At 64.0% G+C, this 25,352-nt stretch carries 28 protein-coding genes; 6 read left to right on the forward strand and 22 right to left on the reverse strand.

Translation table 11 applies throughout. The features are described from left to right. Positions 1-6: 6 nt before the first annotated feature. The 6 genes from AC1TQG_RS02990 to AC1TQG_RS03015 form a co-directional block, all read right to left on the reverse strand. Positions 7-810 (reverse strand): mycofactocin-coupled SDR family oxidoreductase, encoded by an 804-nt coding sequence (locus AC1TQG_RS02990; RefSeq protein ID WP_482135450.1) that lies wholly within the window; start codon positions 808-810, stop codon positions 7-9. 131 nt (positions 811-941) lie between these two features. After that, the gene (gene mftD / locus AC1TQG_RS02995) at positions 942-2,129 is read right to left on the reverse strand and encodes a pre-mycofactocin synthase MftD (RefSeq protein ID WP_482135451.1); all 1,188 of its coding nucleotides are present in this window, start codon (positions 2,127-2,129) and stop codon (positions 942-944) included. Positions 2,130-2,174: 45 nt separating this feature from the next. Further along, the gene (mftC, locus tag AC1TQG_RS03000; protein ID WP_482135452.1) at positions 2,175-3,437 is read right to left on the reverse strand and encodes a mycofactocin radical SAM maturase; all 1,263 of its coding nucleotides are present in this window, start codon (positions 3,435-3,437) and stop codon (positions 2,175-2,177) included. A 94-nt stretch (positions 3,438-3,531) separates the two neighbouring features. Beyond that, entirely contained in the window at positions 3,532-3,843 is a 312-nt protein-coding gene (gene mftB / locus AC1TQG_RS03005; protein ID WP_482135453.1) for a mycofactocin biosynthesis chaperone MftB, read from the reverse strand. Between the two features lie 79 nt (positions 3,844-3,922). Then, on the reverse strand, positions 3,923-4,036 hold the full coding sequence (gene mftA / locus AC1TQG_RS03010) for a mycofactocin precursor MftA (RefSeq protein ID WP_482135454.1): 114 nt from the start codon (positions 4,034-4,036) through the stop codon (positions 3,923-3,925). 133 nt (positions 4,037-4,169) lie between these two features. Continuing rightward, entirely contained in the window at positions 4,170-5,312 is a 1,143-nt protein-coding gene (locus AC1TQG_RS03015; protein WP_482135455.1) for an acyl-CoA dehydrogenase family protein, read from the reverse strand. A gap of 224 nt (positions 5,313-5,536) precedes the next feature. Between AC1TQG_RS03015 and AC1TQG_RS03020 the strand changes: the two genes are divergently transcribed. From AC1TQG_RS03020 to AC1TQG_RS03030, 3 genes are all read left to right on the forward strand, one after another. Beyond that, positions 5,537-6,448, forward strand: a complete 912-nt coding sequence (locus AC1TQG_RS03020; RefSeq protein ID WP_482135456.1) for an alpha/beta fold hydrolase — start codon at positions 5,537-5,539, stop codon at positions 6,446-6,448. A gap of 79 nt (positions 6,449-6,527) precedes the next feature. Beyond that, on the forward strand, positions 6,528-7,145 hold the full coding sequence (gene mftR / locus AC1TQG_RS03025) for a mycofactocin system transcriptional regulator (protein WP_482135457.1): 618 nt from the start codon (positions 6,528-6,530) through the stop codon (positions 7,143-7,145). A gap of 55 nt (positions 7,146-7,200) precedes the next feature. Further along, positions 7,201-8,250: a 2Fe-2S iron-sulfur cluster-binding protein gene (locus AC1TQG_RS03030; protein ID WP_482135458.1), complete on the forward strand. Its 1,050-nt coding sequence runs from the start codon at positions 7,201-7,203 to the stop codon at positions 8,248-8,250. Between the two features lie 6 nt (positions 8,251-8,256). On the opposite strand, the gene AC1TQG_RS03035 is transcribed toward AC1TQG_RS03030, so the two are convergent. Genes AC1TQG_RS03035 through AC1TQG_RS03060 form a run of 6 tightly spaced genes read right to left on the reverse strand, consistent with a single transcriptional unit; the run spans position 8,257 to position 12,478 of the window. Continuing rightward, positions 8,257-8,952, reverse strand: coding sequence for a DNA alkylation repair protein (locus tag AC1TQG_RS03035; protein WP_482137242.1), 696 nt, complete (start codon positions 8,950-8,952; stop codon positions 8,257-8,259). Between the two features lie 47 nt (positions 8,953-8,999). Then, the gene (locus AC1TQG_RS03040; protein WP_482135459.1) at positions 9,000-10,205 is read right to left on the reverse strand and encodes an NAD(P)/FAD-dependent oxidoreductase; all 1,206 of its coding nucleotides are present in this window, start codon (positions 10,203-10,205) and stop codon (positions 9,000-9,002) included. A 41-nt stretch (positions 10,206-10,246) separates the two neighbouring features. Then, a complete protein-coding gene (locus AC1TQG_RS03045) occupies positions 10,247-10,768 on the reverse strand; it encodes a hypothetical protein (protein ID WP_482135460.1) in 522 nt (173 codons plus the stop codon). After that, positions 10,765-11,382: a hypothetical protein gene (locus AC1TQG_RS03050; RefSeq protein WP_482135461.1), complete on the reverse strand. Its 618-nt coding sequence runs from the start codon at positions 11,380-11,382 to the stop codon at positions 10,765-10,767. The genes AC1TQG_RS03045 and AC1TQG_RS03050 overlap by 4 nt, the downstream gene beginning before the upstream one ends. Beyond that, positions 11,379-11,849 carry a hypothetical protein gene (locus AC1TQG_RS03055; protein WP_482135462.1) on the reverse strand — a complete coding sequence of 157 codons (471 nt, stop codon included), beginning with the start codon at positions 11,847-11,849 and terminating at the stop codon, positions 11,379-11,381. Before AC1TQG_RS03055 ends, AC1TQG_RS03050 begins: the two co-directional genes overlap by 4 nt. Then, positions 11,846-12,478 carry a hypothetical protein gene (locus AC1TQG_RS03060; protein ID WP_482135463.1) on the reverse strand — a complete coding sequence of 211 codons (633 nt, stop codon included), beginning with the start codon at positions 12,476-12,478 and terminating at the stop codon, positions 11,846-11,848. The genes AC1TQG_RS03055 and AC1TQG_RS03060 overlap by 4 nt, the downstream gene beginning before the upstream one ends. A gap of 89 nt (positions 12,479-12,567) precedes the next feature. Here AC1TQG_RS03060 and AC1TQG_RS03065 point away from each other — a divergent pair, with 89 nt between their 5' ends. Then, positions 12,568-13,440, forward strand: coding sequence for a universal stress protein (locus AC1TQG_RS03065; protein WP_482135464.1), 873 nt, complete (start codon positions 12,568-12,570; stop codon positions 13,438-13,440). Positions 13,441-13,456: 16 nt separating this feature from the next. Next, entirely contained in the window at positions 13,457-14,935 is a 1,479-nt protein-coding gene (locus AC1TQG_RS03070; RefSeq protein ID WP_482137243.1) for an amino acid permease, read from the forward strand. Here AC1TQG_RS03070 and AC1TQG_RS03075 read toward each other — a convergent pair. From AC1TQG_RS03075 to AC1TQG_RS03100, 6 genes are all read right to left on the reverse strand, one after another. Next, positions 14,867-16,531: an AMP-binding protein gene (locus tag AC1TQG_RS03075; protein WP_482135465.1), complete on the reverse strand. Its 1,665-nt coding sequence runs from the start codon at positions 16,529-16,531 to the stop codon at positions 14,867-14,869. The two genes, AC1TQG_RS03070 and AC1TQG_RS03075, sit on opposite strands and share 69 nt — an antisense overlap. A gap of 7 nt (positions 16,532-16,538) precedes the next feature. Then, positions 16,539-17,165: a TetR/AcrR family transcriptional regulator gene (locus tag AC1TQG_RS03080; RefSeq protein WP_482135466.1), complete on the reverse strand. Its 627-nt coding sequence runs from the start codon at positions 17,163-17,165 to the stop codon at positions 16,539-16,541. Beyond that, positions 17,165-18,502, reverse strand: coding sequence for a cytochrome P450 (locus AC1TQG_RS03085; RefSeq protein WP_482135467.1), 1,338 nt, complete (start codon positions 18,500-18,502; stop codon positions 17,165-17,167). Before AC1TQG_RS03085 ends, AC1TQG_RS03080 begins: the two co-directional genes overlap by 1 nt. 79 nt (positions 18,503-18,581) lie before the next feature. Next, positions 18,582-19,538, reverse strand: a complete 957-nt coding sequence (locus tag AC1TQG_RS03090) for an o-succinylbenzoate synthase (RefSeq protein ID WP_482135468.1) — start codon at positions 19,536-19,538, stop codon at positions 18,582-18,584. A 7-nt stretch (positions 19,539-19,545) separates the two neighbouring features. Continuing rightward, complete coding sequence (locus AC1TQG_RS03095; protein WP_482135469.1) at positions 19,546-20,172, reverse strand: TetR/AcrR family transcriptional regulator; 627 nt, start codon at positions 20,170-20,172, stop codon at positions 19,546-19,548. Further along, entirely contained in the window at positions 20,169-22,004 is a 1,836-nt protein-coding gene (locus AC1TQG_RS03100) for an N-acyl-D-amino-acid deacylase family protein (protein ID WP_482135470.1), read from the reverse strand. The genes AC1TQG_RS03095 and AC1TQG_RS03100 overlap by 4 nt, the downstream gene beginning before the upstream one ends. Positions 22,005-22,132: 128 nt before the next feature. On the opposite strand from AC1TQG_RS03100, the gene AC1TQG_RS03105 reads away from it, so the two are divergent. Continuing rightward, positions 22,133-22,513: a helix-turn-helix domain-containing protein gene (locus tag AC1TQG_RS03105; protein WP_482135471.1), complete on the forward strand. Its 381-nt coding sequence runs from the start codon at positions 22,133-22,135 to the stop codon at positions 22,511-22,513. A gap of 126 nt (positions 22,514-22,639) precedes the next feature. On the opposite strand, the gene AC1TQG_RS03110 is transcribed toward AC1TQG_RS03105, so the two are convergent. Genes AC1TQG_RS03110 through AC1TQG_RS03125 form a run of 4 tightly spaced genes read right to left on the reverse strand, consistent with a single transcriptional unit; the run spans position 22,640 to position 25,300 of the window. Continuing rightward, the gene (locus AC1TQG_RS03110; protein WP_482135472.1) at positions 22,640-23,230 is read right to left on the reverse strand and encodes a ClpP family protease; all 591 of its coding nucleotides are present in this window, start codon (positions 23,228-23,230) and stop codon (positions 22,640-22,642) included. Then, positions 23,227-23,844 (reverse strand): ClpP family protease, encoded by a 618-nt coding sequence (locus tag AC1TQG_RS03115; RefSeq protein ID WP_482135473.1) that lies wholly within the window; start codon positions 23,842-23,844, stop codon positions 23,227-23,229. The genes AC1TQG_RS03110 and AC1TQG_RS03115 overlap by 4 nt, the downstream gene beginning before the upstream one ends. Continuing rightward, complete coding sequence (locus tag AC1TQG_RS03120) at positions 23,841-23,966, reverse strand: hypothetical protein (protein WP_482135474.1); 126 nt, start codon at positions 23,964-23,966, stop codon at positions 23,841-23,843. Before AC1TQG_RS03120 ends, AC1TQG_RS03115 begins: the two co-directional genes overlap by 4 nt. Beyond that, positions 23,963-25,300, reverse strand: coding sequence for a cytochrome P450 (locus AC1TQG_RS03125; RefSeq protein WP_482135475.1), 1,338 nt, complete (start codon positions 25,298-25,300; stop codon positions 23,963-23,965). Before AC1TQG_RS03125 ends, AC1TQG_RS03120 begins: the two co-directional genes overlap by 4 nt. Between the last annotated feature and the right edge of the window lie 52 nt (positions 25,301-25,352).

A 25,352-nucleotide genomic window follows, 5' to 3' on the forward strand; every position in this document is an offset into this window, starting at 1 on the left:
GAGGGGTCAGACCTTGGTGGCACCCATGTCGACCTCGATCGAGGACGCGGTGATGAACTTGGCCTTCTTCGAGCACAGGAACATCACCGAATCGGTGATGTCGACCGACTTGGCCATCCCGGTCAGGATCGGCTCGAAATGCGCCTTGTACTGCGGCATCTCGAAGACAGCCAGTGCATCGGTGTCCTCGAGACACATCGGGGTGTCGACGCCGTAGGGGTGGACGGTGTTGACGCGAATCCGGTGCTGTCCCAGCTCTTTTGCCGTGGTCTGCGCCAAACCCACCAGTGCGTGCTTGGACGCCGAGTACGACGCCTGCATCGGCATCGCCTTGATCCCCGCGACCGAGGAGATGATCACGATCGAACCGCCGTTGCCGGCCTCGATCATGGCCGGGATGGTCGCCTTGAGCGTCTTCCAGGTGCCGTTGACATTGATGTCGATGACGTCGGTGAACTGACTCTCGCGCAGCTCGGTGACACCACCCCAGGTGAGGACGCCGGCATTGGCGATCACGTAGTCGAGGCGACCGAACTGCGCCACCCCGTCGGCCACGAGCTGTTGCTGGGCAACAAGATCGCGCGTATCGGCCTGCCGCGCCAGGATGCTGCCTCCGGCCGCCTTCACCAACCGGACCGTCTCCTCGAGATCCTCCGCGGTGGCCGGTGGATATCCGGTGGCGGTGACCGCTTGGCAGACGTCGAGTCCGATGACCGCGGCCCCTTCCTCCGCGAACCGAATCGCGTGGCTACGACCCTGCCCACGGGCGATGCCCGTGATGTAGACGACCTTGCCGTCAAAATCTCCCATAGACGAACTGTAACGTGTTCTAGTCTTGTTGCCCAGTAATCCGCGGACAGACAAAACCACCCGTTGCAGTCATACCCAGGTGCCGTGCAACTGCTGGATATGTCCGGAACGGGTGGTTCTGTTCGTGATGCCTATCCGGTGATCTCGCCGAACCGCTTCTCGAAGCCTTCCGGGATGATGATGTCGTCGCGGGTGAGGTCGTGGATGCTCTTGCGTCCCAACCCCATCAGCGCCGAGTCGATACCGCCACGCAGGATGTCGAGAACGTTTTCGACACCGGTCTGGCCGTTTGCCGCCAGGCCCCACAGGTATGCGCGACCGATCATGACGGCGTCGGCACCCAGAGCCAGCGCCTTGACCACGTCGCTGCCGCGGCGGATACCACCGTCGAGCAGCACCTGGATGTCGCCACCGACGGCGTCGGCGATCGGCCCGAGCATCCGGATGGTGGCCGGGGTGCCGTCGAGGTTGTTGCCGCCGTGATTCGACACCGAGATCGCGGTGGCACCGATGTCCACAGCACGCTTGGCGTCATCGAGTCGGGTGATGCCCTTGACCATGAACGGGCCATCCCACTCCTTGCGGAGCCATTCCAGATCCTCCCAGGACGGCGGCGCGGTCTGCATCCACTGTCCGTAGGCACCGAAGAACGTCGGACCCTGCTCACCCTTGTCAACCACGTTGGGGGCGGTCAGGTCTGGGATGTTGATCTTGCCCTTGTTGAACCAGTCCAGCGCGTAGCGCGGGCGCATCGCGATCTCCGGCGCGAGCTTGAGCAGCGCCTTGAAGTCGACCTTCTCGGGGATCTCCGGACTGCCCCAGTCGCGTCCCATCGAGAACGACCAGTCGGTGGTGACGATCAGGCCCTTGGCCCCGGCCTCGCGGGCCCGCTCTGCGCGCTTGAGGATGTCCTCGCGGGAGTTGAGCCAGTAGGCCTGGAAGAAGATCTTGTCATTGACCGCGGTGACCTCTTCGATGGGCTTGCTGGCAAAACTCGACAGTCCCATCGCAGTGCCACGCGCCGCCGCTGCACGTGCGACGGCGACCTCGCCCTCCGGGTCCACGGCCTGTACACCGGTCGGCGAAATGATGACGGGCAACGAAATGTCTTGCCCCATGATCGATGTCGACAACTCGCGCTGCGCCTGCGCGCCGACGACGTGCGGTGCGAATCCCAATTCGGAGAACGCATCGACATTGTCGGCGAGCGTGATGCCCTTCTCACTGCCCGCGATCAGCGAGGAGTAGACCGATTTGGGGAGCCGCTTCTTCGCCCGACGCTGGGCTTCGAGCACCGTCTCGAACCAGGGGTTCGCCATTACTTCATCCTTTGCTCTCCCGGCAACGCTGCCGGGGGTTCTTCGTTATTTGGCGGGGGTCAGACCGGCCGGCTCGAGGCCGGCACCGTCTTTGAGATCGTCGGGCAGGAACCCGGCGAGCGGGTTTTCGTCGCAGTCGCGTGAGGGCGGCCTGGTCATCAGGGTCAGCGGCACGCCGCGTGAGTGGTCCTTGTTGGCCGAAGGCACCTTGCGGTCTTCGGCGAGCAGGGATTCACCGAAGCCCTGTACACATTCGGGGTCGGGGCCGGCCAGCGGAAGTCCGGTGAAGAACTTCGCTGCCATGCAACCACCACGGCAGGCGTCGAAGTGCTGGCACTTGGTGCACGCTCCGGCGTTCTGCGGTTCACGCAGTTCGAGAAACAGATCCGACTCTTGCCAGATCGTCTTGAATCCGCCGTCCGACAGAATGTTTCCGGCGAGGAAGTTCTCGTGGATGGCGAACGGGCAGGCGTACACGTCGCCGATCGGATCGATCAGGCAGACAACACGTCCGGCGCCGCAGAGGTTGAGCCCGGGCAGGGCACCCTGTCCGGGCTCGGCGAAGGCAGACAGGTGGAAGAACGAATCCCCGGTCAGAACCCGATCACCGTGTTCGACCAGCCAGTTGTAGAGGTCGCGCTGCTGTTCCGGCAACGGGTGCAGGTCATCCCACACGTCGGCGCCGCGGCCCGACGGACGAAGACGGGTGATCCGCAACGTGGCGCCGTACTTGTCTGCGAGCGCTTTGAACTCGTCGAGCTGCGTTGCATTCTGGCGGGTGACGACCACACTGATCTTGGCATCGGCGAAACCGGCTTCGTGCAGGTTCTCGAGGGCCTTGATCGCCATGTCGAACGATCCCGCACCACGCACCGCGTCGTTGACCTCGGCGGTGGCGCCGTCGAGCGAGATCTGCACGTCGACGTAGTCGCTGGCGGCCAGACGCTGCGCCACCTTCTTGTCGATCTTCAGACCGTTGGTCGAAAACTTCACGCCCACTTGGTGATCAGTGGCGTAGTCGACAAGTTCCCAGAAGTCCGAGCGCACCGTCGGCTCGCCGCCACCGATGTTGACGTAGAAGACCTGCATCCGCTGCAGCTCGTCGATGATGGCCTTGCACTGTTCGGTGTCGAGCTCACGCGGGTCGCGCTTACCCGAGGACGACAGGCAGTGCACACACGACAGGTTGCAGGCGTAGGTCAACTCCCACGTCAGGCAGATCGGTGCGTCGAGGCCTTTCTCGAACTGATCAACCAGACGGCCGACCGGCTGACGAGGCGCCGCGGGGCGCTCCAAAATGGAAGTCATTGGGATTCCTCACAAGTGAACATGGGGGGCGTGGGCTGACGCCTGTCGTGCTGCTCGGGACCGAGGGCTGCGGCGCCGAGCAGCACGGGAGAACTCAGGATTTGGGGACGATCATTCCCGAAGTTGCCAGCGCGGCAAGCGCATTGACATACAACGAGCGGTCGCTGTCGGCGATTCCGGCAGCGGCGATTGCGTCAGCGGCATTGTCGTGGTCACCGAGCGACTGCACCACTTCGACCACTGTCAGATTCTTCAGAAACGACAGCTTACGAGTGCCGAAGTGGTACAGCAGCGCGCCGAACGGTTCGGGTCGCAGGGCGACCGAAGAGTTCAGGACCCACGCCCGGTCGATATCGAATGCGACCACCGGTGTCGTGGGCGCAGACGAAGGCGAAGCCGGAGTCATGGGCGCGGACGAAGGCGAAGCCGGAGTCATGGGCGCAGACGAAGGCGAAGCCGGAGCTCGACTCGTCGAAACTGACATGTCAGTAGACGCCGCACATGCCGTCGATGGACACTTCTTCGACCAGCGACTCGGTGACGAGATCGTTCTCGGTGCCGGTGGTGTCGGCCGACACGGAAGGATTCTGGGCTGCCATCTGGGTTACCTCCTGGTTGTTGGTGTGAGGCTCACCATAATGGCACCGAGTGCATAAACACCAGGGTTTCTGCCCGCTCTTTCTGTTAAATCTTTGAAAAACGACCATCAGCCCAGGTCCGGGGGCTCTGCGCCTACACTCCGAGATCCCGCCCGATGAGATCCTTCATGATCTCGGTGGTGCCACCGAAAATCGTCTGGATCCTGGCATCGACGTAGGCCTTGGCAACCGGGTACTCGTTCATGTACCCGTACCCGCCGTGTAGCTGCACGCAACTGTCGACGACGCGCTTGGCGAGCTCGGTCGCCCACCACTTCGCCTTGGCCGCATCCACGGCCGTCAGTTCACCGTCGACCACCGCCCGCAGGCAGCGATCGACATATTGCTCGGCGATGTCGAGTTCGGTGGCCATCTCCGCGAGCTGGAACCGGTTGTGTTGAAAGGACCCGATGGATTGACCGAAAGCCTTGCGGTCCTTGGCGTACTGCAGGGTCTGCGCAAAGGTCTTCCGGGCGCCGGCGACCGCCGCGATCGCAATGGACAACCGTTCAGATGGAAGGTTGTGCATGAGGTGATAGAAGCCCTTGCCGACCTCCCCCAGCACGTTGGTCACCGGCACCGCCACGTCGGTGAAGTTCAACTCGGCGGTGTCCTGGGCATGCTGGCCCATCTTGTCGAGCTTGCGGCCACGTTCGAATCCGGGCATCCCTCGCTCGACAACCAGCAACGAGAATCCCTTGTGCCCGGCTTCGGGATCGGTGCGCGCGACCACGATGACCAGGTCCGAATTGATACCTGCGGAGATGAATGTCTTGGCACCGTTGAGAATCCAGTGGTCGCCATCGAGAACCGCGGAGGTCTTGATACCCGCCAGATCACTGCCCGCGCCGGGTTCACTCATGGCGATGGCGCCGATCAGTTCACCCGAAGCGAATCCCGGTACCCAGCGCTCTTTCTGCTCCGTGGTGGTCAGGTTCGCCATATACGGGCCGACGATGTCGTTTTGCAGGCTCAGCGCTGGACATGCGGACCCGAATTTCGCGAGTTCTTCGACGATCACGGCATTGAACCGGAAGTCGTCGACCCCGCCGCCCCCGTACTCCTGCGGGAGATTGAACCCGATGAGCCCGTATTTGCCCGCGGCCACGTACACGGATCGATCGACCAGCCGATCGGATTCCCATTGCGCCGCATGGGGTGCGATCTCACGCTCGATGAATTGCTTTGTGGTATCCCGCAATTGTTCATGTTCGGTCTCGAAGACGATCCTGCGCATTGATTTCCGCCCCTCACCCGGGTACCGATGTCTTCGGATGTGTGACCTCGGCATCGGCTGCCATGGTAGACGTTGAAGATGCTGGTCACGGGCGATTCGGCGAGAATCAAATCGCCCCCGGTCGGGCGACCGCCCGAGCGTGAACCCGGGACACCTACCCTGCCGACCATGGGGCTACCCGAGGTGACACAGTCGAAGTGATCCCCCCGAGAGGAGTTGTATCCGTGCCGACAACAACACCACCGCAGCCCAGGCAAGTCGAGTTCACCGGGTCAGGCGGCATTCGACTCGTGGCCGACCACTGGTCCCCCGCATCGCCGGACCGGGCAGCCGACGGCGCGATCGGCACGTCGTCACCACGGATCGTTCTCCTCATGCACGGTGGTGGCCAGACGCGGTTCTCCTGGAAGAACACCGGCGCATTGCTGGCTGCCCACGGCCATGAGGTGATCTCTCTCGATACCCGCGGGCATGGCGAAAGTGATTGGGCCCCCGACGGCGACTACAGCCCGGCCGCCCTGCAGGCCGACGGACTCGGGGTGCTCGAACAGCTTTCCGCCGTGACGGGCCGAACACTGCCGGTCACCATCGTCGGTGCCAGCCTCGGCGGCCTGACCGGGATCGGGGTGGCCGCGATGGCGCCGCCGAACACGGTCGACCGCCTCATTCTCGTCGACGTGGTGCCCCGGCCGGAAGAGCGTGGCACCACGCGGATCCGGGATTTCATGGCATCAGGCGGTGACGGATTCGACGATCTCGAACAAGCCGCGGCAGCCATTTCCGAGTACCTGCCGCACCGCCCGTCCACCGGAGCAACCGAGGGCCTCAAGCGAAACCTGCGCCGCCGCGAGGACGGCCGGTGGTATTGGCACTGGGACCCGGCGTTCCTCAGCGTCACCGGCGGTCCGGCCGTGCTGCCCAGCGACATGTTCGAGGAACAGGCGCTGGGGCTCACGATCCCGATCCAGTTGATCCGCGGCCGTCTCTCGGACGTCGTGAGCCAGGAGTCGGTTGATGCGTTCCGCGAACTCATCCCGAATCTCGAGGTGACCGAACTGCTCAGCGCCGGGCACACCGCGGCCGGTGACAGCAACGACGCCTTCACCTCGGCGGTGATCGACTTCATCGATCGATGACGATCTACCATGGATCTTCCACACAATTTGCAGGTCAGGCGAACGGAGATGATGAGTTGATCAACGCATCACGGTTGCCATGACCACCCCCATCGGACGTCGGCCCACCACCACCAAGTCGAAGATCACCGACGCGGCCATCGACCTGTTCACCGAGGCCGGATTCGACGAGACCAGCGTCGACGACGTCGCCGCAGCGGCCGGCATCGCCCGCCGCACGCTGTTCCGGTACTACCCGTCGAAGAACGCCATCGCGTGGGGTGATTTCGACGAGCATCTCCACGGCATGCGTCGCCTGCTGGCCGATGTCCCGGCCGACATGCCTGTCTCCGAGGCCCTGCGCAGCGCCCTACTGGCCTTCAACCGGGTGCCGCCGCACTACCGCGAGCACCATCGTAAACGGATGCGCCTGCTGCTGGGTGTACCTGCACTGCAAGCACATTCGATGCTGATGTACACCGGCTGGCGCGAGGTGGTCGCCGAGTTCGTGGCCACGCGCACCGGTACCGAGCCGGGCGACCATCTACCGCAGACCGTCGCGTGGACGTTGCTGGCCACCGCCCTTGCCGCATATCAGCAGTGGCTCGACGACCCGGATTCCGACCTCGACGAACTGCTCACGCGAGGCACCCGCCTGCTGAGCAACGGCCTCAACAGCGAGTTGGGGTCGACCACAGCTGCTGGTAATCTAAACTAGAACGTGTTCTCGTTTTGTCGCATCTGAGTGTTCATTGCATCGAGGAGGTACGCCGGTGACCGTCACCCCACACAGCACGCGCAGTGTTGTGCTGACCGTGGCCGAGGTGATCGACGAGACGAGCGACGCAAAGTCGCTGGTCTTCGACATCCCGGACGATGCCGCCGGCCGGTTCGACTACAAACCCGGCCAGTTCCTGACGCTCCGGATCCCCAGCGACCAAACCGGATCGGTGGCCCGCTGCTATTCCCTGGCATCGTCGCCGTTGGGTGACGAGAAGCCCAAGGTCACCGTCAAGCGCACCGTCGACGGCTATGGATCGAACTGGATCTGCGACCACGTCGGCGCCGGTGACCAGATCGAGGTCCTGCCGCCTTCCGGAGTTTTCACACCGGCCGATCTCGACGCGCCGATCCTCCTGCTCGGAGCGGGCAGCGGCATCACCCCGGTGATGTCGATCCTCAAATCCGCACTACTCAAAGGCAGCGGCCGCCTGGTCCTGGTCTACGCGAACCGCAGCGAGAACGACGTGATCTTCTCAGGCGAGCTGAAAGACCTGCAAAACCGATACCCGCAGCGACTCACCGTTGTCCACTGGCTCGAATCGGTCCAGGGGCTTCCGTCGTCCGACAAGCTCGCCACACTGCTCCGCCCGTTCAAGGCGTATCACGCCTACATGTGCGGTCCCGGACCGTTCATGGACGCCGTGCACAAAGCCCTCGCCGAGGTGGAGATGTCGCACCATCAGGTGCACGCCGAGGTGTTCACGTCGCTGTCGGGCGACCCGTTCGAAGACACCGAACCTGCCGAGCTCACCGAAGAGCAGCTCGCCGACGCCGCATCGGTCGAGGTCGAGCTCGACGGTGAAATCCACCAATTGTCCTGGCCCAAAAGCCAAACGCTGGTCGACATCATGCTCGGCGCCGGCCTCGACGTGCCCTATTCGTGCCGCGAGGGCGAATGTGGTTCGTGTGCCTGCACACTCACCGAGGGAACCGTCGACATGGAACACATCGGAGCGCTCGACGAGGAAGACGTCGCCGACGGCTACATCCTCGGATGCCAGGCACGGCCGACATCACCGGTCCTCAAGGTCGAGTTCTGAACGCGGTCACCTGAGCCCACGGTAGTGGGCCCGTTGTTCGGGATCGAGGTGCTCGGTCGCGTAACTCAGTGCGGTACGGCCCATCTGGGCGGCATGGGCTTCGAGGAAGGCCAGCAGCAACGCCCGGTCGATGCGCTTGCCCATCTCCCGGAGCATCCAGCCGACCGCCTTCTGGATGAGGTCGCGACGGTCGGCCAGAACCCGCGGCGCCACATCCAGAATCGGCACCGGGTCACCGCTCTTGATGAAGGCCGCGGTCGCGATGATCGCCACCCGGCGCACCCAGAGATCTTCGTGGTCGGCGAGTTCGAGCAGTAACCCGTGGTCCCCATCCAGCATCCAGGCCCCCAGGATGTACTCGGCGGAGCTGTCCACCAGATCCCAGTTGTTGACGCAGCCGTCGAACACTGCCCGCAGGTAGAAATCCACCCAGGCCTGACGGTCCCCCACGGTCGCGGCCTTCTCGAATCCGCTGCGCAGCAAGAACAATCCGGTCAGGCGATGCTCGTGGACATCGCTGTCGAGCAACGCCGCGACACCCGCCCGGTCGAGGCCGCGGAACTCCTTGGCGACCCGTCGCTGCTCCGGGACCGTCACCCCGACAAAGAAATCACCTTCGCCGTACTCGCCGGGACCGGTCTTGAAAAACGATGCCGAACTCCGGGCGCGATCGGGATCACCCAGTGCATCGAGCGCCGCCATCACCGCAGCAGCGGTGGGTCGTGGGCTCCCGGCGCCACCCCGCGGCATCAGCCCAAGAGTTCCGAAATCGGCGTCGGGACAAGCAGTTTGGCGCGCATCTTCATCACTGCTGCCGGCTTACCAGCACCGACCACCGCGGTGAAGACGCCGCTGCGGCTGTAATAGACCACAAACTTGCCGTCCTCTTCGAGGACCACGTTTACATCGTCCAGGCCGGACGGATGACCCAGCGCCTGGATCTTCACCTCGAACTGATCGCTCCAGAAGTACGCAACGGCAGGGCGCGGGTTCTCGACCACGACACCGAGGATCGCGTTGGCGACCTTGCTCGCCTGCTCGACCACATTGTTCCAGTGCTCGACTCGTGACGGCACCCCGGCCGCGTCCTTCCAGTTCGCGACATCGCCCAGTGCGTAGACGTCGGCTGCGCTGGTCCGGCCTTCGGAGTCACAGGCGATACCGCCGCCGACGGTGCGGTCTGCGAGTTCGATGCCGGAACCGTCGAGGAAGCCGACCACCGGTGTCGACCCGATGCCCACGACAACGATGTCGGCGGGCACCACCGTCCCGTCCGCCAGTACGACGCCGGTCACCTTGCCGCCCTCGCCGACGATATCGGCGACGCCGACGCCGGTGCGGACCTCGACCCCACGGTCGGTGAGGATGCGGCCGACCATGTTGCCGACCTTCTCGCCAAGCGCCACAGCCATCGGTGCAGGTGCCGGTTCGACCACGGTGACGTCGAGACCGCGGGTCTTGAGGCTCGCGGCGACCTCACAGCCGATGAATCCGGCCCCGACGACCACCGCTCGGGTGGCACCGTCGATCTCCGAACGCAACGAGTGAGCATCGTCGACGGTGCGCAGCACGTGGACGCCGGACAGTCCGTCGGCGAAAGGCAGGGTGCGGGGATCCAGACCGGTCGACAGGACCAATGAGCTGTAGGAGATCGTCTCGGACTCGCCACCGCCGGTGGGCTGCACGGTGATCGTGTGTGCAGCCGGATCGATTGCGGTGACCAGGGTTCCGGTCCGCAGATCGATCTTGTTCTCGACGTAGAAGTCGTCGGGCTTGAGGTCGACCCGATCTTGCTCCCCGACCAACACGGCCTTGGACAGCGGCGGGCGGTCGTACGGTGCGTAGTCCTCTTTGCCGATGAGGATGAGGTCGCCCTCGTAACCTTCGCTGCGGAGGTCGTCGACCACCCGCGCGCCGCCGAGTCCGGCTCCGACAATCACAATCGCGGCGCTCATCGCCACACCTCGCATCCCTACTTGGAGTTGATCCGCCCGCGCTAGCCCGGCCCAACAGGTTGCAGCCCGGCAAGGCGCCAATTGCCGTTGACCTTACGCATGTCCGCCCACCTTGTGACAGCCACCACCTGTTGTTGCGGCTGTGCCGTAGGTAACGAGATGTCCTGATTCACGAACACCAGCACCCGAGCGCTGTTGTCATCGATGTCCTCGACTCCCGTCGCCAGAACCTGCGCAGTCATCTCCGCGCCGGACTCGACCGCGGTCGGTAGGACCACCCCGGGGCCCTGGCTCCGGAACTGCAACAGCAGACGTCCGGTGAGACGGGCACCGACGGTCTCCTGTGCGGCGGTCAAGGTGTCGGGCCGAAAGGTCATCAGTGCGGTGACCGCGTCGGCAGTGGCCGACTGCACCGCTCGGCGCTCGCCATCGTCACCGCGCCCCGACTCGGAGGGACCGATGAACCCGACGATCGCGATCGCCGACAGGATCGCCAACGAAGCGGCCAGGAGTCCACCGACGATCCGGTGCCGCACCGACATCGCGCGCAAGAACCGATTCATTGGAGCTCTGTTCGATCGATGGTCCAGTGGTCACCGGAATCGTTCATGGTCACCAGCAATGCCACCCGGCTCTGCGAAGGGTCGGCTCCCAGCACCGCCGGGTTGGTTCCCTCGGCGACCACCAGCACCTGTGCGCTACCACCGCCGACCTCGCCGACGATCCCGGCGGAGAGCACCTGTCCGGTGCTGGGCACCCGAAGCCCGCCGATCACCTCGACCAGCTGTTCACGCGACGCCTCCAACCGGTTGCGCTGCTCGCCGGAGGTGACCGCGATCGCCTGATCGACGAACTCCTCGGGCCGTGCCGGGTCGATGGTGAGCATCGTCGTCACCGCAGTGCGGGTGTCGGCGAGGACGGTCGCGTCGCGTTCGCGATCAGCCTCGGCGCCGCGGTGTGCGATGACGAGAACCACCGTGATGGCCAGCAGCACCACGGCCACGACGGCGCAGCAGACGGTGACCAGCATCAGACGCCCGCGCCGACGTTCGGCGCGCGCCTGCAGTGCCGGCGCCGCCGCGGCCCTGGCCTGCTTTGCGGCCGCGCCCGCCTCGGCCACGCGCTCACGTGCCTTGTCGACCCGATGTGAGGCAGCGGTGGTGGGTTGTTCGCTCACAACACCTCGTCCGCTCGGGCGATCTTCCACTGATCACCGATTCGTTCGAGTTCTACCTCGACCACCTTGGTGACATCGGTGGCCTCGGTGCCGGGCACGGCCTCGGTGACGAGCGCAGAGACAACCGCGTCGGCATGGTTCTCCGAGACGCCGGAAATGCCGGTGTGCACCGGTTTCCACACGATCGTCACACCGGCTGGGGGTTCGACATCCAGGACGTCGGCATACTGTTGCGCGAACTCGTCGGTGACCGCAGCCCGGGCCTGCTCACGACCCGCCGGATTTGCCGCGTCAGCGGAAAAGAGTTGGGCCACCAATGGACCCGCCGCTCGAGCGACCTCGGCGCGATTCTTGTCGAGTCGCTGATCGTCGGCATGCGCCTGCCACGCGACACCGAGCCCCACCGCGCAAGCCACGACCACCAACACTGCGATGACGGCAGCGGTGATCGGTCCACGAAGACTCATCCGAAGAACTCCAGCGCCGAGATCTTCAGGGAACCGTCGTCCGGCACCATCTCCACCTGCACCCGGAATCGGCGCGGCGCCGGGTCTGTCGACGCGGCATCGGTCAGATCACTACGCACCGTGATCGCAGCCGTCACGATCAAAGTCGCCCGGTCCCCCGACCTCGTCGACATACCCACGCCGTCGACGGTGCCGGTCGCCACCGCACCGATCTGCGTGACGAATTGCGTATATGCGTCGACCGATTGCGCGAACTCGTCTTCGAACTCACCGGTCGCCCCGGCCAGGATCTGTGCCGATCGACGTCCCTCGTCACCGCCGTCGGGCGTGAGCAGCACCTGAACCCGAGCCGCCGCCGCACGCATGTAGTCATCGTCGCTGTAGCCGCGGTCGGACTGTGCGTAGCGGACTCCGCCCACCACCGCTGCCACCGCCGCGACCACCACCAACGCCGCCAGAACCAACAGCCATCTCGGGCGTGTCTCATGCCGGCGTTCACCGAAGTCGGTTTCCAGCTCCGCCAACGCGGCGTCGGCGGCACGCAACTCTGCCTGTGCCGCTGCATCGGCCTTGATCAGCGCACGTTCCGATGCAGGAGCAGCCGTCAGCAACGCGCGAACATTGGGCATCGGTTCATCGTAGTGGCGCAGCGCACGTCCGCAGGCAATACGAGTGCTCAGCCTGCCGAACTGCGCCGGCGAGCGATAGATTGCCTTGCATGAGCATCGTTGTCGGGTATCAACCAGGACGCGGCGGCGGTGAGGCAATCGAACTCGGCGCCGGTCTTGCCGATGCCATGGCAACCGACGTGGTCGTGGTCACCGCCACCCCCAAGCCCTGGACCACTCCGTCGATGGCCCGGGTCGACGCCGAGTTCAGAGCCTACGCCCGGCGCTACGGCGACGACGCAGAATCCGCCGCCCGCGCCCAACTCGACCAGCGCTTCCCGCAGACCCCGGCGACGTTCCTTCGGGTCAGTGAGCGGTCCGTCTCCACGTCGTTGCACAAGGTTCTCGCCGAACACGACGCAGACATTCTCGTACTGGGCACCAGTCACAGTTCAGAGAGCGGCCGGATGTCCTTGGGCGCGACCACAAGCCGACTCATGCACTCGAGTTCGATCCCCTTGGCCCTGGCCCCCAAGGGGTACACCTGCTCGCAGATCACCGGCATCACCTGTGCCTACTCGGGTGACGAACACGGCATCGACGTGGTGGTGGCGGCCCGTGACCTGGCCAAACAGATGGCGGTTCCGTTGCGGGTGGCCACCTTTGGGGTGCGGCCCGCCGACATGTTTCCACCGGAGATCGGATTGGAGATCGAACGCAGCGTGATGGACGCCTGGCGAGAACAGATTGCCGACGCGATGAACGCGCTGGTGACCGCCAACATCATCGACCCGACAACAACAACCACGATCAGTACCGGCAGTGACTGGGACGCGGCATTCGACGCGATCGAGTGGCGCGGCGGTGAGGTGCTGGCCATCGGCACCACACCCCGCGATCCGATCAAGCGAGTGTTCTTGGGCTCTCGGGCCGCGAAAATCATTGCCTCCGCGACCGTTCCGACGATTATTTTCCCAGGCTGAGGGCGCACACATGGACATGAACAAGAAGCAGGCGCAGCCAGGTGCACTGACCGCAGCAACGCTATTGCGCCGCAAGCCCATTCCGAAGGGCGGTGAGGCAGAGGCCGATACCGGTCTCGAACGCACCATCAGCACCACACAACTGGCCTGCTTCGGTATCGGCGCGACCATCGGCACCGGCATCTTCTTCGTGATGAGCGAAGCCGTACCCAAAGCCGGACCGTCGGTGGTGGTCGCGTTCATCGTCGCAGGCATCGCGGCCGGCCTGGCCGCGATCTGCTACGCCGAGATGGCGTCGTCGGTACCGGTCTCCGGATCCACGTATTCCTACGCCTACGCCACACTCGGTGAACTCGTCGCCATGGCGGTGGCCGGCTGCCTGCTCCTGGAGTACGGGGTGTCGACGGCGGCGGTTGCGGTGGGCTGGAGTCAGTACCTCAACGAGTTACTCGCCCATCTGCACATCCCGGCCATACCGCAGGCGCTGTCGGCCGCGCCATGGGACGACAAGGCAGGCTGGGTCAATCTGCCTGCCGTCGTCCTCGTCGGGCTCTGCGCGCTGTTGCTCATCCGCGGTGCGAGTGAGTCGGCCAAGGCAAACGCCGTGATGGTTGCCATCAAACTCGCTGTGCTGGCAATGTTTTGCGCGATCGCCTTCAGCGCGTTCAGCAGCGACAACCTGACCCCGTTCTTCGCCGATGGCGCCAACGGCGTCACCGCTGCGGCCGGCGTCATCTTCTTCTCCTTCATCGGCCTGGACGCGGTTTCCACTGCCGGTGAAGAGGTCAAAGATCCACAACGCACGATGCCGCGGGCGTTGATGGCCGCACTGGTCGTCGTTGTCCTGGTCTACGTACTGGTGGCGTTGGCGGCGGTCGGCGCTCAACAGGCGTCGAAATTCGAGGGTCAGGAGGCGGGTCTCGCCGTCATCCTCCAAGACGTCACCGGACAGTCGTGGCCGGCGCTGGTGCTCTCGCTCGGCGCGGTGATCTCGATCTTCTCGGTCACGCTGGTGACTCTCTACGGACAGACCCGCATCCTGTTCGCCATGGGTCGGGACGGGATGCTCCCGAAGTTCTTCACCAGGATCGACCCTCGTACGATGACGCCGGTCAACAACACCGTGGTCGTCGCGATCATCGTTGCGTTACTTGCCGGATTCGTCCCGCTCCACTACTTGGTCGACATGGTCTCGATCGGCACCCTCACAGCCTTCACCGTGGTGAGCGTCGGTGTGATCATCCTCCGCCGACGCGAACCAGATCTCTATCGGCCGTTCAAGGTGCCGCTTTATCCCCTCACACCCATCCTGGCGATCGCCGCATGTATCTACATCCTCTACGGATTGCACTGGTACACATACATGTTCTTCTTGCTGTGGGTTTCAGTGGTGGTGACCTACTACCTCATCTACGGCCGAAAGCACTCACTGCTCAACTTCACCGGCGAAACGCTCGACACCGGGGGCGCTTCGCGCGGCAACAAGAGCATCTAGCGTCAGCTTCGTGACCTTGCCCTGCGCTCCGCGGGGCAACTCGGGCACCACGAACACGTCCCGCGGTACACGTGAGCGCGAGAGCTCGATGCCGACATACGTTTTCACATCGGCCTCATCGATCGTCACCCCGTCACGCGGGACGACAAAAGCACGCAAGCGCTGACCGAAGTCGGCGTCGGCAACTGCCACCACCGCGGCATCGATGATGTCCCGATGACGGCCGAGTGCGAGTTCGACCTCTTCGGGAAAGACGTTCTCACCGCCGGAGATGATCATCCCGTCACTGCGTCCCTCGACGAACAGTCGACCGGCGGCATCGATCCGTCCGGTGTCGCCGGTGTTGAGCATCCCGTCGAGCGTTTCCTTGGACGATCCGTTGGTGTACTTGCTGATCTGACTGCCCGACCGGACATAGATCTGGCCCGACTGCCCCTCGGGTACCCGGACTCCACCGGAGATGATGGCAACCTCGACGCCGAGTGGCGGTCGCCCGGCGCTCGTCGGGGCGACCGCAAGATCTTCCGGGGTCGCGATCGTGATGTATGAGGCCTCTGTGGCGCCGTAGAGGTTGTGCAGCACATGCCCGAACTGTTTCTGCACCGAAAGCACCAGGGATTCATCGAGTTTGGCTCCGCCCGACGCGATCATCCGCAGCGTGGAGCGATCGACCCTGGACAGCTCGTCGTCGCCCTGATCCATCAACCGCCGCAACATGGTCGGCACCATCATCGCCGCGGTACAACGATGCTCGATCAGCAGCTCCAGGGAGTTCGGAGCCAAAAAGCGCCGGTCCATGACCACGGTCGCACCGGTGAGCAGGCAGACCATGGTCGCCAGCAGGCCCCATCCATGGAAGGCCGGAGCCGACATCAGTACGCGATCGGTGCCCCGGACCGCGATCTTCGACACGAATCCCGCGGGCAGCGACATCGCCAGACCGCCTTCGCGCGGCGCACCTTTCGGCGCGCCGGTGCTGCCGCTGGTCAAAATGACCAACGAGGACGAATATGCCGGTGCCTGCGGCAAACCGGTGGATGAACGCGCCACGAGCTCATCGATTGTCTGCGCGTCGATCGCACTGTTATCGCCGGGTTCACCGGACCACGCGAGGTAGCGACGCACAGTCGGATCGATCAATGCCAAGACCGGGGTGAACTCGGCGTCGTGCAGGATGACGTCCACCCGTTCACGTTCGACCACCTCGGCCATCTGCTTGGCACCGAGGTCGGTGTTCAGCAATACGACCCGAGCGCCGAGCCCGGTGGCCGAGAGCAGGCCGATGACCGCAAACCTGCTGTTGCGGCACATCACGCCCACGGTCGGCTGCTTGCCGGTCGGCAACACCGCCCGCAGGCCGTTGATCACCCCGTTGCAGGTGCGCGCGAGTTCGGCGTAGGTCAACGGTCCGCGGGGATCGATGATCGCCACCCGATCGCCGTACATCAACCCATAGATCGACGGGCTTGCGGCCTCCCCGCCCGCACGACGCAGTTTGCCGATCTTCGGCAACAATTTCAGACTCGGCAGTGCGCCGGCACGAGACAACTCCCGGACGGCGAGCAACTCGGTCCGGATCTTCTGCAGTTTTGACATCGAGCGGTTACCTGACCATGGGTGCGAGGTAGCGGCGCGCGAACTCGCGCACCGACTCCGGGGACTGCCGCCCTTCATCGAGCGGCGGCGTATCGAGGAATGAGATGACCAGACGCACAAGGATTTCGGTCACCGCATGCAGATCATCGTCCGGCATCTGTGCTCCGGCGCCACGTAGCGTCTGCATGATGCGGCCGGTGACGATCTCGATGAACAGACCGGTCACCGACTTGGTGATCCCCTGCAGCGCATCACGTTCATCGAGCATCATCCGCCGGATCAGCGGGTCGTCATTGACCATCTGCGCCCCGGCAACAAAGGCTTCGACCACCGCGTCCGCAGCGCCGTGGCCCACGGTTGCGGCTTCGAGCATGCGCATACCGTCGAGGTAGACGTACTCGGCCACACCCAACAGGAGTGCCTCCTTGTTGGGGAAACGCCGATACAGGGTGCTACGACTCACGCCGGCCCGCTTCGCGACATCGTCGACGCCGGTCTTTCGGATCCCGTTCTCTTCGAACTCTTTTCGGGCCGCCGTCAGGATCGCGTCCTCCTGCTCCTTTGGCGACTCGGTATTGCGTACCTTCCGGCCACCGGCCACACGGCCCGCCGTGCCCGAAGTGCGCTGCGCCATCACACTCGCCGCATCGTGACGGGAAACTTGTCTTTCGGGACGGGTAGCGCACTGTAATCCATCGGCATCGTGTAATCATCCGGGACGGACCATTCGAAGCCGCGCAGCAGGTGATGCATGATCGTCTTGATCTCCAGCTGACCGAAGTACAGCCCGATGCACTTGTGCACGCCGCCGCCAAATGGATGCCATGCCATCCGATGCGACTTGTCCTCTGCCCGTTCCGAAGTGAACCGCTCGGGATCGAAGGTGTATGGATCCTTCCAGTATTCGGGGTCGTAGTGGTTGGTCAGTCCGGGGATCGAGACCATCGCACCCTTGGGGATGAAGTGCCCCAAGACCTCGGTGTCCTTCACCGCAACCCGCGGCTGGCCCGGAACCGGTGCACACATCCGCAGCGACTCTTTCATGATCAGATCGATGTCGGTCAACTTCGCCAGATCGTCGTATGCCAGTTCCGGTCCGAGTTCGAGTGATTGCGCGCGGGCCCGTTCCTGCCACTGCGGCGACTTCGCCATGTGATAGGCCATCTGGGTCATGGTCATGGTGGAGGTGTCGTGCGCGGCCATCAGCACGAAGATCATGTGGTTGACGACGTCCTCGTCGGTGAACCGGTGTCCCTCTTCGCTTTCCGCATGGCACAGCACCGAGAACAGGTCAGGGGTCTCGGTCGCACGTTTGGCTGCGATATGACTCATGAAGAATTCTTCGAGGATCTTGCGCGAGCGCAGACCCTTCCACCAGCGACCGCCCGGAACCGGCCGGCGAACGATCGCCACACCGGCGCGCACCGTCTCGATGAACGCCTTGTTGATCCGGTCGGCTTCGTCCTGCGGGAGTTCGAGCCCCATGAACACCTCGAGGGCAACATCGAGTGTCAGCGCCTTGAACTCACTGAACAGCTTCACCTGACCGACGGGGAACTGTTTGATGCGCTCGGCGATCATCGGCTGCATGGCCTGCATGTAGCCCTTGAGAACCGGCGGGGTGAAGGCCTGCTGCAAGATCAGTCGGTGGTGCCGGTGCTCTTCGAAGTCGAGCAGCATCACACCGCGGTTGAAGAACGGTCCGATGAAGAAGCTCCACGCAGGCCCGTTGGCAAACGCCTTCTGCTTGTTCATCAGGATCTGGTCGGCCGCCACCGGACCGCGGCAGGTGACCATCTGCTGCCCGAACGCGTTGATGAAGGAGATGTTGCCGAACTCGGCCTGCTGCGCCCGAGCAAAGGCAAACGGATCGCGGCGCATCCTGAGAATCTGGATCACGCCGTTGGTGGTTGACCCATGAACGGGTTTGAGATCACTGTCGGGTGGTACCGGTGCCAGGATGACCGTCATGGGTTGAAACCTCCGCTAATGGAACGTTTTGAAGAAATTGTATCTTCAAAGTCCGCGGCGATCCAGACCCAGGTCGCGTTCAGCTCGCTGCGAGCACCGCATGACATCGGCGCAATCTGTCCAGCCACCAGCGACGACGCTCCTCGGAGGCGAGCGGGACGGACGCGATGTCGACCTCAACCCGCCGGGGTGTCACCATCCCGCCGTCGGGCACAAACGGCTCGGCCACATCGGTGACGAACAGACCTCCTGTTCCCAGGCCGCAGGCCGGGGGTGCCAGCGGCAGCGCCGCTGCGGCGGCAACACCGGCGGACATGCCCACCGCCGAATCCAGTGCGCTGGAGATCACCACCGGGATCGGGATCTGAGCAGCCAGATCCAGGACCCGTCGCATCCCGCCCAGCGGTGCGACCTTCAGGATCGCCACGTCGGCGGCCTTGGCCTCGATCACCCGCAACGGATCCTCGGCCCGGCGGATGCTCTCATCGGCGGCGATCGGAGTGCGCACCGCCGCCCGCACTGCCGCCAGTTCTTCCAAGGTGGCGCAGGGTTGCTCGGCATACTCGAGTTCGCCGAGCGCCCGCAACGCCGTGATCGCTTGCGGGACAGTCCACTTCCCGTTTGCATCCACCCGCACGGAGCCGATGTGTTCGCGCACCGCGGCCACCCGCGCGACGTCGTCGTCGAGGGTTTGCCCCTCCTGCGCGACCTTGACCTTGGCAGTGGTGGCGCCCGGGAACCGAGCGAGCAGCGCCGCGACCTCGTGCGCGGGAATGGCAGGCACCGTGGCGTTGACCGTGACATGGTCCCGGATCAGCTCCGGCGGCCCCAGGTACGCGGCCTCGATACCGGCCGCCAGCCACGCCGACGACTCGACATCGTCGTACTCGGGAAAGGCGCCGAACTCGCCCCACCCCGCCGGACCTCGGAACAACAGCACTTCTCGGGTGGTTATGCCCCGGAACCGCACGTTCATCGGCAACGAGACAACAACGGCCTCCTCGGCCAATTCCGCATAGGACGGAAGTCCCATCATCCGACCGTCATTCCGAAGGCCCCGACAACCAGCGGAGTAGCAGTTCGAGCCGTGCCTCATCGCGCGCGGGCTGCGGATTGACCGTAGCCATGACAGATTCACCGTCGAATAGATGAACCACCGTCAGTACGATCAGTTCGATCTGCCCCTCCGGAAGGTATTGGACCGCAGGCAACGTACGCGCAAAGGCGGCAATCTGGTCGTGATACTCGGATGCCAAGGGCGCCAGTTGTTCCCGCAATGCGGCATCGGTGCGGGCCGCAACGAGCAGCTCGTACCAGGCGCCGTTGATCGGAGCCCGGCAAGCCGCACGCAGCAGTCGCATACAGTCCGACAGCGTCCCCGCCCCCAGTAACGCCAATGACTGCGAGAATGCCTCGAACTGCTTCTGCCGCACGTCGTCCGCTGCCGCGATGACCAGATCCAGTCGGGTCGGGAAGTGCCGGAACAGACCACCCTGCGACACTCCGCTGCGGGCACAGATCTCACTGATGGTGCTGCGCTGATAGCCGAGTTCACACAAGGAATCCACACAGGCCTGCACCAGCCGGCCCTTCGTGGCGTTTCGTCGCTGCTCCTGGGTACGCCGTGGTGGCGGGATGATCTCGTGCTCAGTGCCTGCGGTAGAACTCACGAAGCAACCTCGACGACAGTCGGCTTCTTGTCACCGGCGGCCCCGGCCCGCAAAAACTGTCCACTGCGCGTACTGGTACCGAATCCGGGCGCGAATTGCCCACGGCCATATAGGTATTCGCCGGATACCACCACCGCGCTCACCGCGTCGTCATTCCTGTTGACCATCCGCTTGATCCCCCCGAACTCAGCCATCGGCTCTTCCGCATATTCCTTGCTCTCATCATTCAACCCGTGCGGGTTGACGACCACAAGATCGGCACGGTCACCCACGCGCAGGAATCCGGCGTCGAGGTTGTAGAACTCACCGAGTTCACCGGTGAGTTTGTGGACGGCGGCCTCAACCGTGAGGAAAGGGGTCCGCGCTCCGCCCTGGGCTTCTTTCACCCTTTGCAGCAACCTGATTCCGTAGTTGTAGAACGCCATGTTGCGCAGGTGCGCGCCGGCGTCGGAGAAGCCGACGGTCACGCCGTTCTGGTTGATCAGCCAGTCGGCGATGTCCGGGCGGTCGTTGGTGATCACGGTGCGCCACCGGAATGCAGTGCCGTGTTCGACGACCAGATCGAGGAACAGATCGGTGTTGTGGATGCCGCGCTCACGCGCCACCTGTTCCACGGTTTTGCCGATCACCGAGGCGTCGGGGCAGTCGGTGATCTCCGCGTCGTCGAAGTCCCGGTGCCAGATCCGCGGGCTGAACTTCTTCTCGAAGTCCTCGCGGAACCAACGTCGGTATTCGGGGTCCGTCAGGAGGTCGTTGCGCCCCATCTCTTCTCGCAGGTGCAGGGCCGCCCGGCCCGACGCGAACTCCTCGAATACCACCAGGTCGATGCCGTCGCTGTACACCTGGAACGGGACCGGTAGATGCTGCCACCGCAGCGCCCCCCGTCCCCAGGAGTTGGCAACCGTGGAGATCGGACCGAATATCCGGCGCACCCACCGATCCGACTTCGCATCAGCGGCGGCGAGCACCGAGGTCTTGAGTGGTTTGCGGCCCAGTCCGGTACTCGAGGCGAGGAAGAAGAGGATGTCGTATTTGGTGTTGAGGTTCGGAATGGTCTGCAGCACCCGATCGCGCCGCCGCAGCACCTTGTTGATCTTGCGGCGCTCACTCCAGCGCGCGTAGACCGACGGCAACGATCGAGACCGGTAGCGGTCTCCGTCGAGCTTGTCCCAGGGATTCGTCATCGCCGAGACCCCGAGGAAGCCCGCGTCCAGCGCTTCTTCGACAGCTTCGAGCATCCTGGCCATCTCACCCCGGCTCGGCCTGTGGGCGCGGTCCGTGGACCGTCCCAAACCCATGACGTCGGCGCGGATATCCGAGTGACCCAGGAAGGCCGCGATGTTGGGGCCGAGCGGCAGCCGTTCGATCGCCTCGATATACGACGCCGGATCGGTCCAGGTCTTACCGCCTTCGAGCGCGGCGATGACCTGATCCCGCGGCAGGGCTTCGACCCGGCTGAACAGGTCCGCCGAATCGATCGGGCTGGAATAGACGGTGGACAGCGAACAGTTACCGATGAACGCCGTGGTGACTCCGTGGCGCACCGACTCCCCCAGCCCCGGGGCGACCAGCACCTCGGCGTCGTAGTGGGTGTGGACGTCGATGAATCCCGGCATCACCCATTGGCCGCCCGCCTCGATCACGCGTGTCCTCGATCCGACCGGCAGCGGCCGGGCCGATACCTCCACTACACGACCGTCGCGGATCCCGAGATCGCGAGCCAGGCCCGGCGCCCCGGTTCCGTCGAACCAGGTCCCGCCACGAACCACGAGGTCGTAGGACCGCCCGCCGGTATCCTCGGCACCCCGGGTGTTGTCCAATTGCACGCTCATCAGTGACCTCCATCACGAACTTTGCGGACAATCTAACATCGCGAGCAATCACTCGCTATGTATTTCCGGATTCTGCCCACAGCAGATCCCGCCACCGCCCGGCGAGCGTGCCAACTATCGTCGAACCCATGGGCCCATATCTCACCCGCGTTGCCGACCCCGACCCCGTGTCGATCGAGCTGCTCTGGCGTGAAGCACTCGGCACTGTCCTGCGGCGGGTACGCACCGAACAACAACGCATACTCACCGACATCGCCGCCGAGGCCGGGGTCTCACCGCAATATCTGTCCGAGATCGAGCGTGGCCGCAAGGAACCATCGTCCGAGATCTTGGCCGCCGTCAGCGGCGCCCTCGGACTCTCACTCCTGCAGGTCACCCGCGGCGTCGCCGAGGTACTCGAAGACCTCGCCCGGCCACGGCCTGCCGTTACCGCGGTCGGCGGAGTTCAGCGCACGACGGCAACGATGCGCCGCCCCGGCGGCCACGTGAGCCTCCGGATGGTCTCCTGAGCACCATCCGGAAGGGCCCTGTGACGGCGGCGCATTCGGAGGTCAGGCTGCGACGGGCGTGGAGCGCCCGCACCGAAACAGCTCAGACAGCGCCGGTACGACAAGGCCCCGCCCGGTGAATTGCACCTACAAACGGGCCTGGAGTATCTCGTCGGCGAGACCGTAATCGACTGCTTGGTCGGCGCGCAGAATGAGGTCGCGGTCCGTGTCGCGCCGCAAGGTCTCGAGGTCTTTTCCGGTATGCCGGGACAACAACTCCTCCAATTCACCCCGCACGCGAAGTACTTCATCGGCATGGATGATCAGGTCCGGGATCGACCCCTTCCCCTCGATGGCCGGCTGATGCAACACCACTCGTCCGTGGCGGAGAATCCCCCGCTGTCCGGCAGTACCTCCGGCCAGTAGGACGGCCGCGGCACCGACGGCCTGACCCACACACGTCGTCGCGACATCGCAGCTGATGAAGCGCATGGTGTCGTAGACGGCAAGCATTGCCGACGGAAAACCACCCGGCGAGTTGATGTAGAGGTTGATCGGTTGCCCGGCACTGTCAGATGCGAGGTGCAACATCTGGGCGATCAGCACGTTCGCAACGCCGTCATCGATTTCCGTTCCGAGATAGACGATCCGCTCCGAGAGCAACCGGCTGTACACGTCCAGTGAGCGCTCGCCGCCCGCGGTCTTCTCGATCACGTAAGGCACGGTGTAGCTGCTCATCGCTTGCCGCCCAACGCAACCGGACGTGCGAATGCCGGGTAGATGTCTTCGACGCCGTCGACAACCCGATCGACGAACCCATAGTCCACAGCCTGCGCGGCGGTGTACCACCTGTCACGCAGGGAGTCGCTCACGATCCGCTCGAGCGGCGTTCCGGTGTTGGCTGCGATCAGCGAGAGCACCGTATCGCGAGTATGCCGCAGATCGTCGGCCTGCAATTCCACATCAACGGCCGTACCACCGATACCGGATGATCCCTGGTGCATCAGGATCCGCGAGTGCGTGAGCGCATATCGTTTGCCTGGCGTGCCTGCCGACAACAGGAACTGGCCCGCACTGGCGGCTATCCCGATTGCCAAGGTGCTCACGTCATTCGGGATGGCCCGCATCACGTCCATGATCGCGAGCATCGCAGGCACCGAACCGCCCGGTGAATTGATCCAGAAGCTGATGTCCTTGTGCGGATCCTCGGCAGACAGAAGAAGTAGCTGGCTGCAGAGCCGGTTGCCCAACGTCTGGTCGAGCTGGTCACCGAGCACGACAACGCGTTGATGAAAGAGCCTGCTCACCAATTCATCGTCGATCGTGCTGTTGCCGTTCTGAATGTTGTTCATGTCGCCCAGCGTGCCGAATCGCGCCGATCCACGAAAGAGATTGCTGCCCACAGCAGTTCTGCCGTCGGCAGCTCCGGCAGATCGGCCCACTCGATGGTCGGTTCGGCACGCTCGACGGTCACCTGCGGCGCAGGGTCACCGGCAGTCCGTCTTTCGGGATCGGCAGGGAACTGTAGTCCATCGGGATCTCGTAGCCGGCGGGCACCGACCACTCGAAGTTGCGCAGCAGATGATGCATGATCGTCTTGATCTCCATCTGACCGAAATACAGGCCGATGCACTTGTGTACGCCACCGCCGAACGGACTCCACGCCATCCGGTGCACCTTGTCCTCGGCTCGCTCCTTGCTGAACCGTTCCGGGTCGAAGGTCCACGGATCCTTCCAATACTCCGCGTCCACGTGGTTCGCCTGGCTCGGCACAGCGACCATCGTGCCCTTCGGAACGAAATAGCCCTGAATCTCGGTGTCCTGCACAGCGGTTCGTGGATGAGCAGGCACCGGCGGACACAGTCGCAGCGATTCCTTCATCACGAAGTCGAGATCGGTCAGCGCCGCGAGATCCTCATACGACAACTCCGACCCCAGTTCGAGCGACTGCGAACGGGCCCGCTCCTGCCACTGTGGCGCCTTCGCCATCTGGTAGCACATCTGGGTCATCGTGATGGTCGACGTGTCATGTGCGGCCATCAGCACAAAGATCATGTGGTTCACGACGTCCTCGTCGGTGAACCGATGTCCCTCTTCGCTTTCGGCAAAGCACAGCTGTGAGAACAGATCCGGTGTCCGGGCGGCTCGTTTTGCGGAGATATGCTTGTAGAAGAACTCCTCGAGGATCTTGCGAGACCGCACTCCGCGCCACCACCGGGTTCCGGGGACGGGCTTACGGATCACCGCGGTGCCTGCCTGCACCGTCTCCAGGAATGCCTTGTTGATCCGGTCGGCTTCGGCCTTCGACAGCTCCATGCCGAGAAACACCTCGAGGGCCACATCAAGGGTCAGCGCCTTGAACTCCTTGAACAGCAGCACATCTCCGGTCGGGAACTGTTCCATCCGCCGCCGGATCATCGGCTGCATGGCATCCATATAGCCCTTGAGTACCTTCGTGTTGAAGGCCTGCTGCAGGATCAGGCGGTGATGGCGATGCTCGTCGAAGTCGAGCAACATCACGCCCCGGTTGAAGAATGGGCCGATCAGATAGGACCACGCAGGCCCGTTGGCGAAGGCCTTCTTCTTGTTCATCAGCAGCTCGTCGGCCGCCGCAGGCCCGGACGCCACGACGATCTTCTGGCCGAACGCATTGATCCCGGAAACCCTGCCGAACTTCGCATGTCGCTCGTCCGCATGCTTGAAGGGATCCCGCCGCATCGCAAGCACCTCGAGCGCCCCGTTGCGCGTCGAGAACGGGATCTCCTTGAGGTCGGAACCGGCGGGTATCTCCGAGAACTTTGTGGACATGGTCCGAGAACCTCCATTGGAACGAATTTTCCTAATCGTATCTTTGGAGGTA

The sequence above is a fragment of the Williamsia sp. Y844 genome (genome assembly GCF_056786475.1).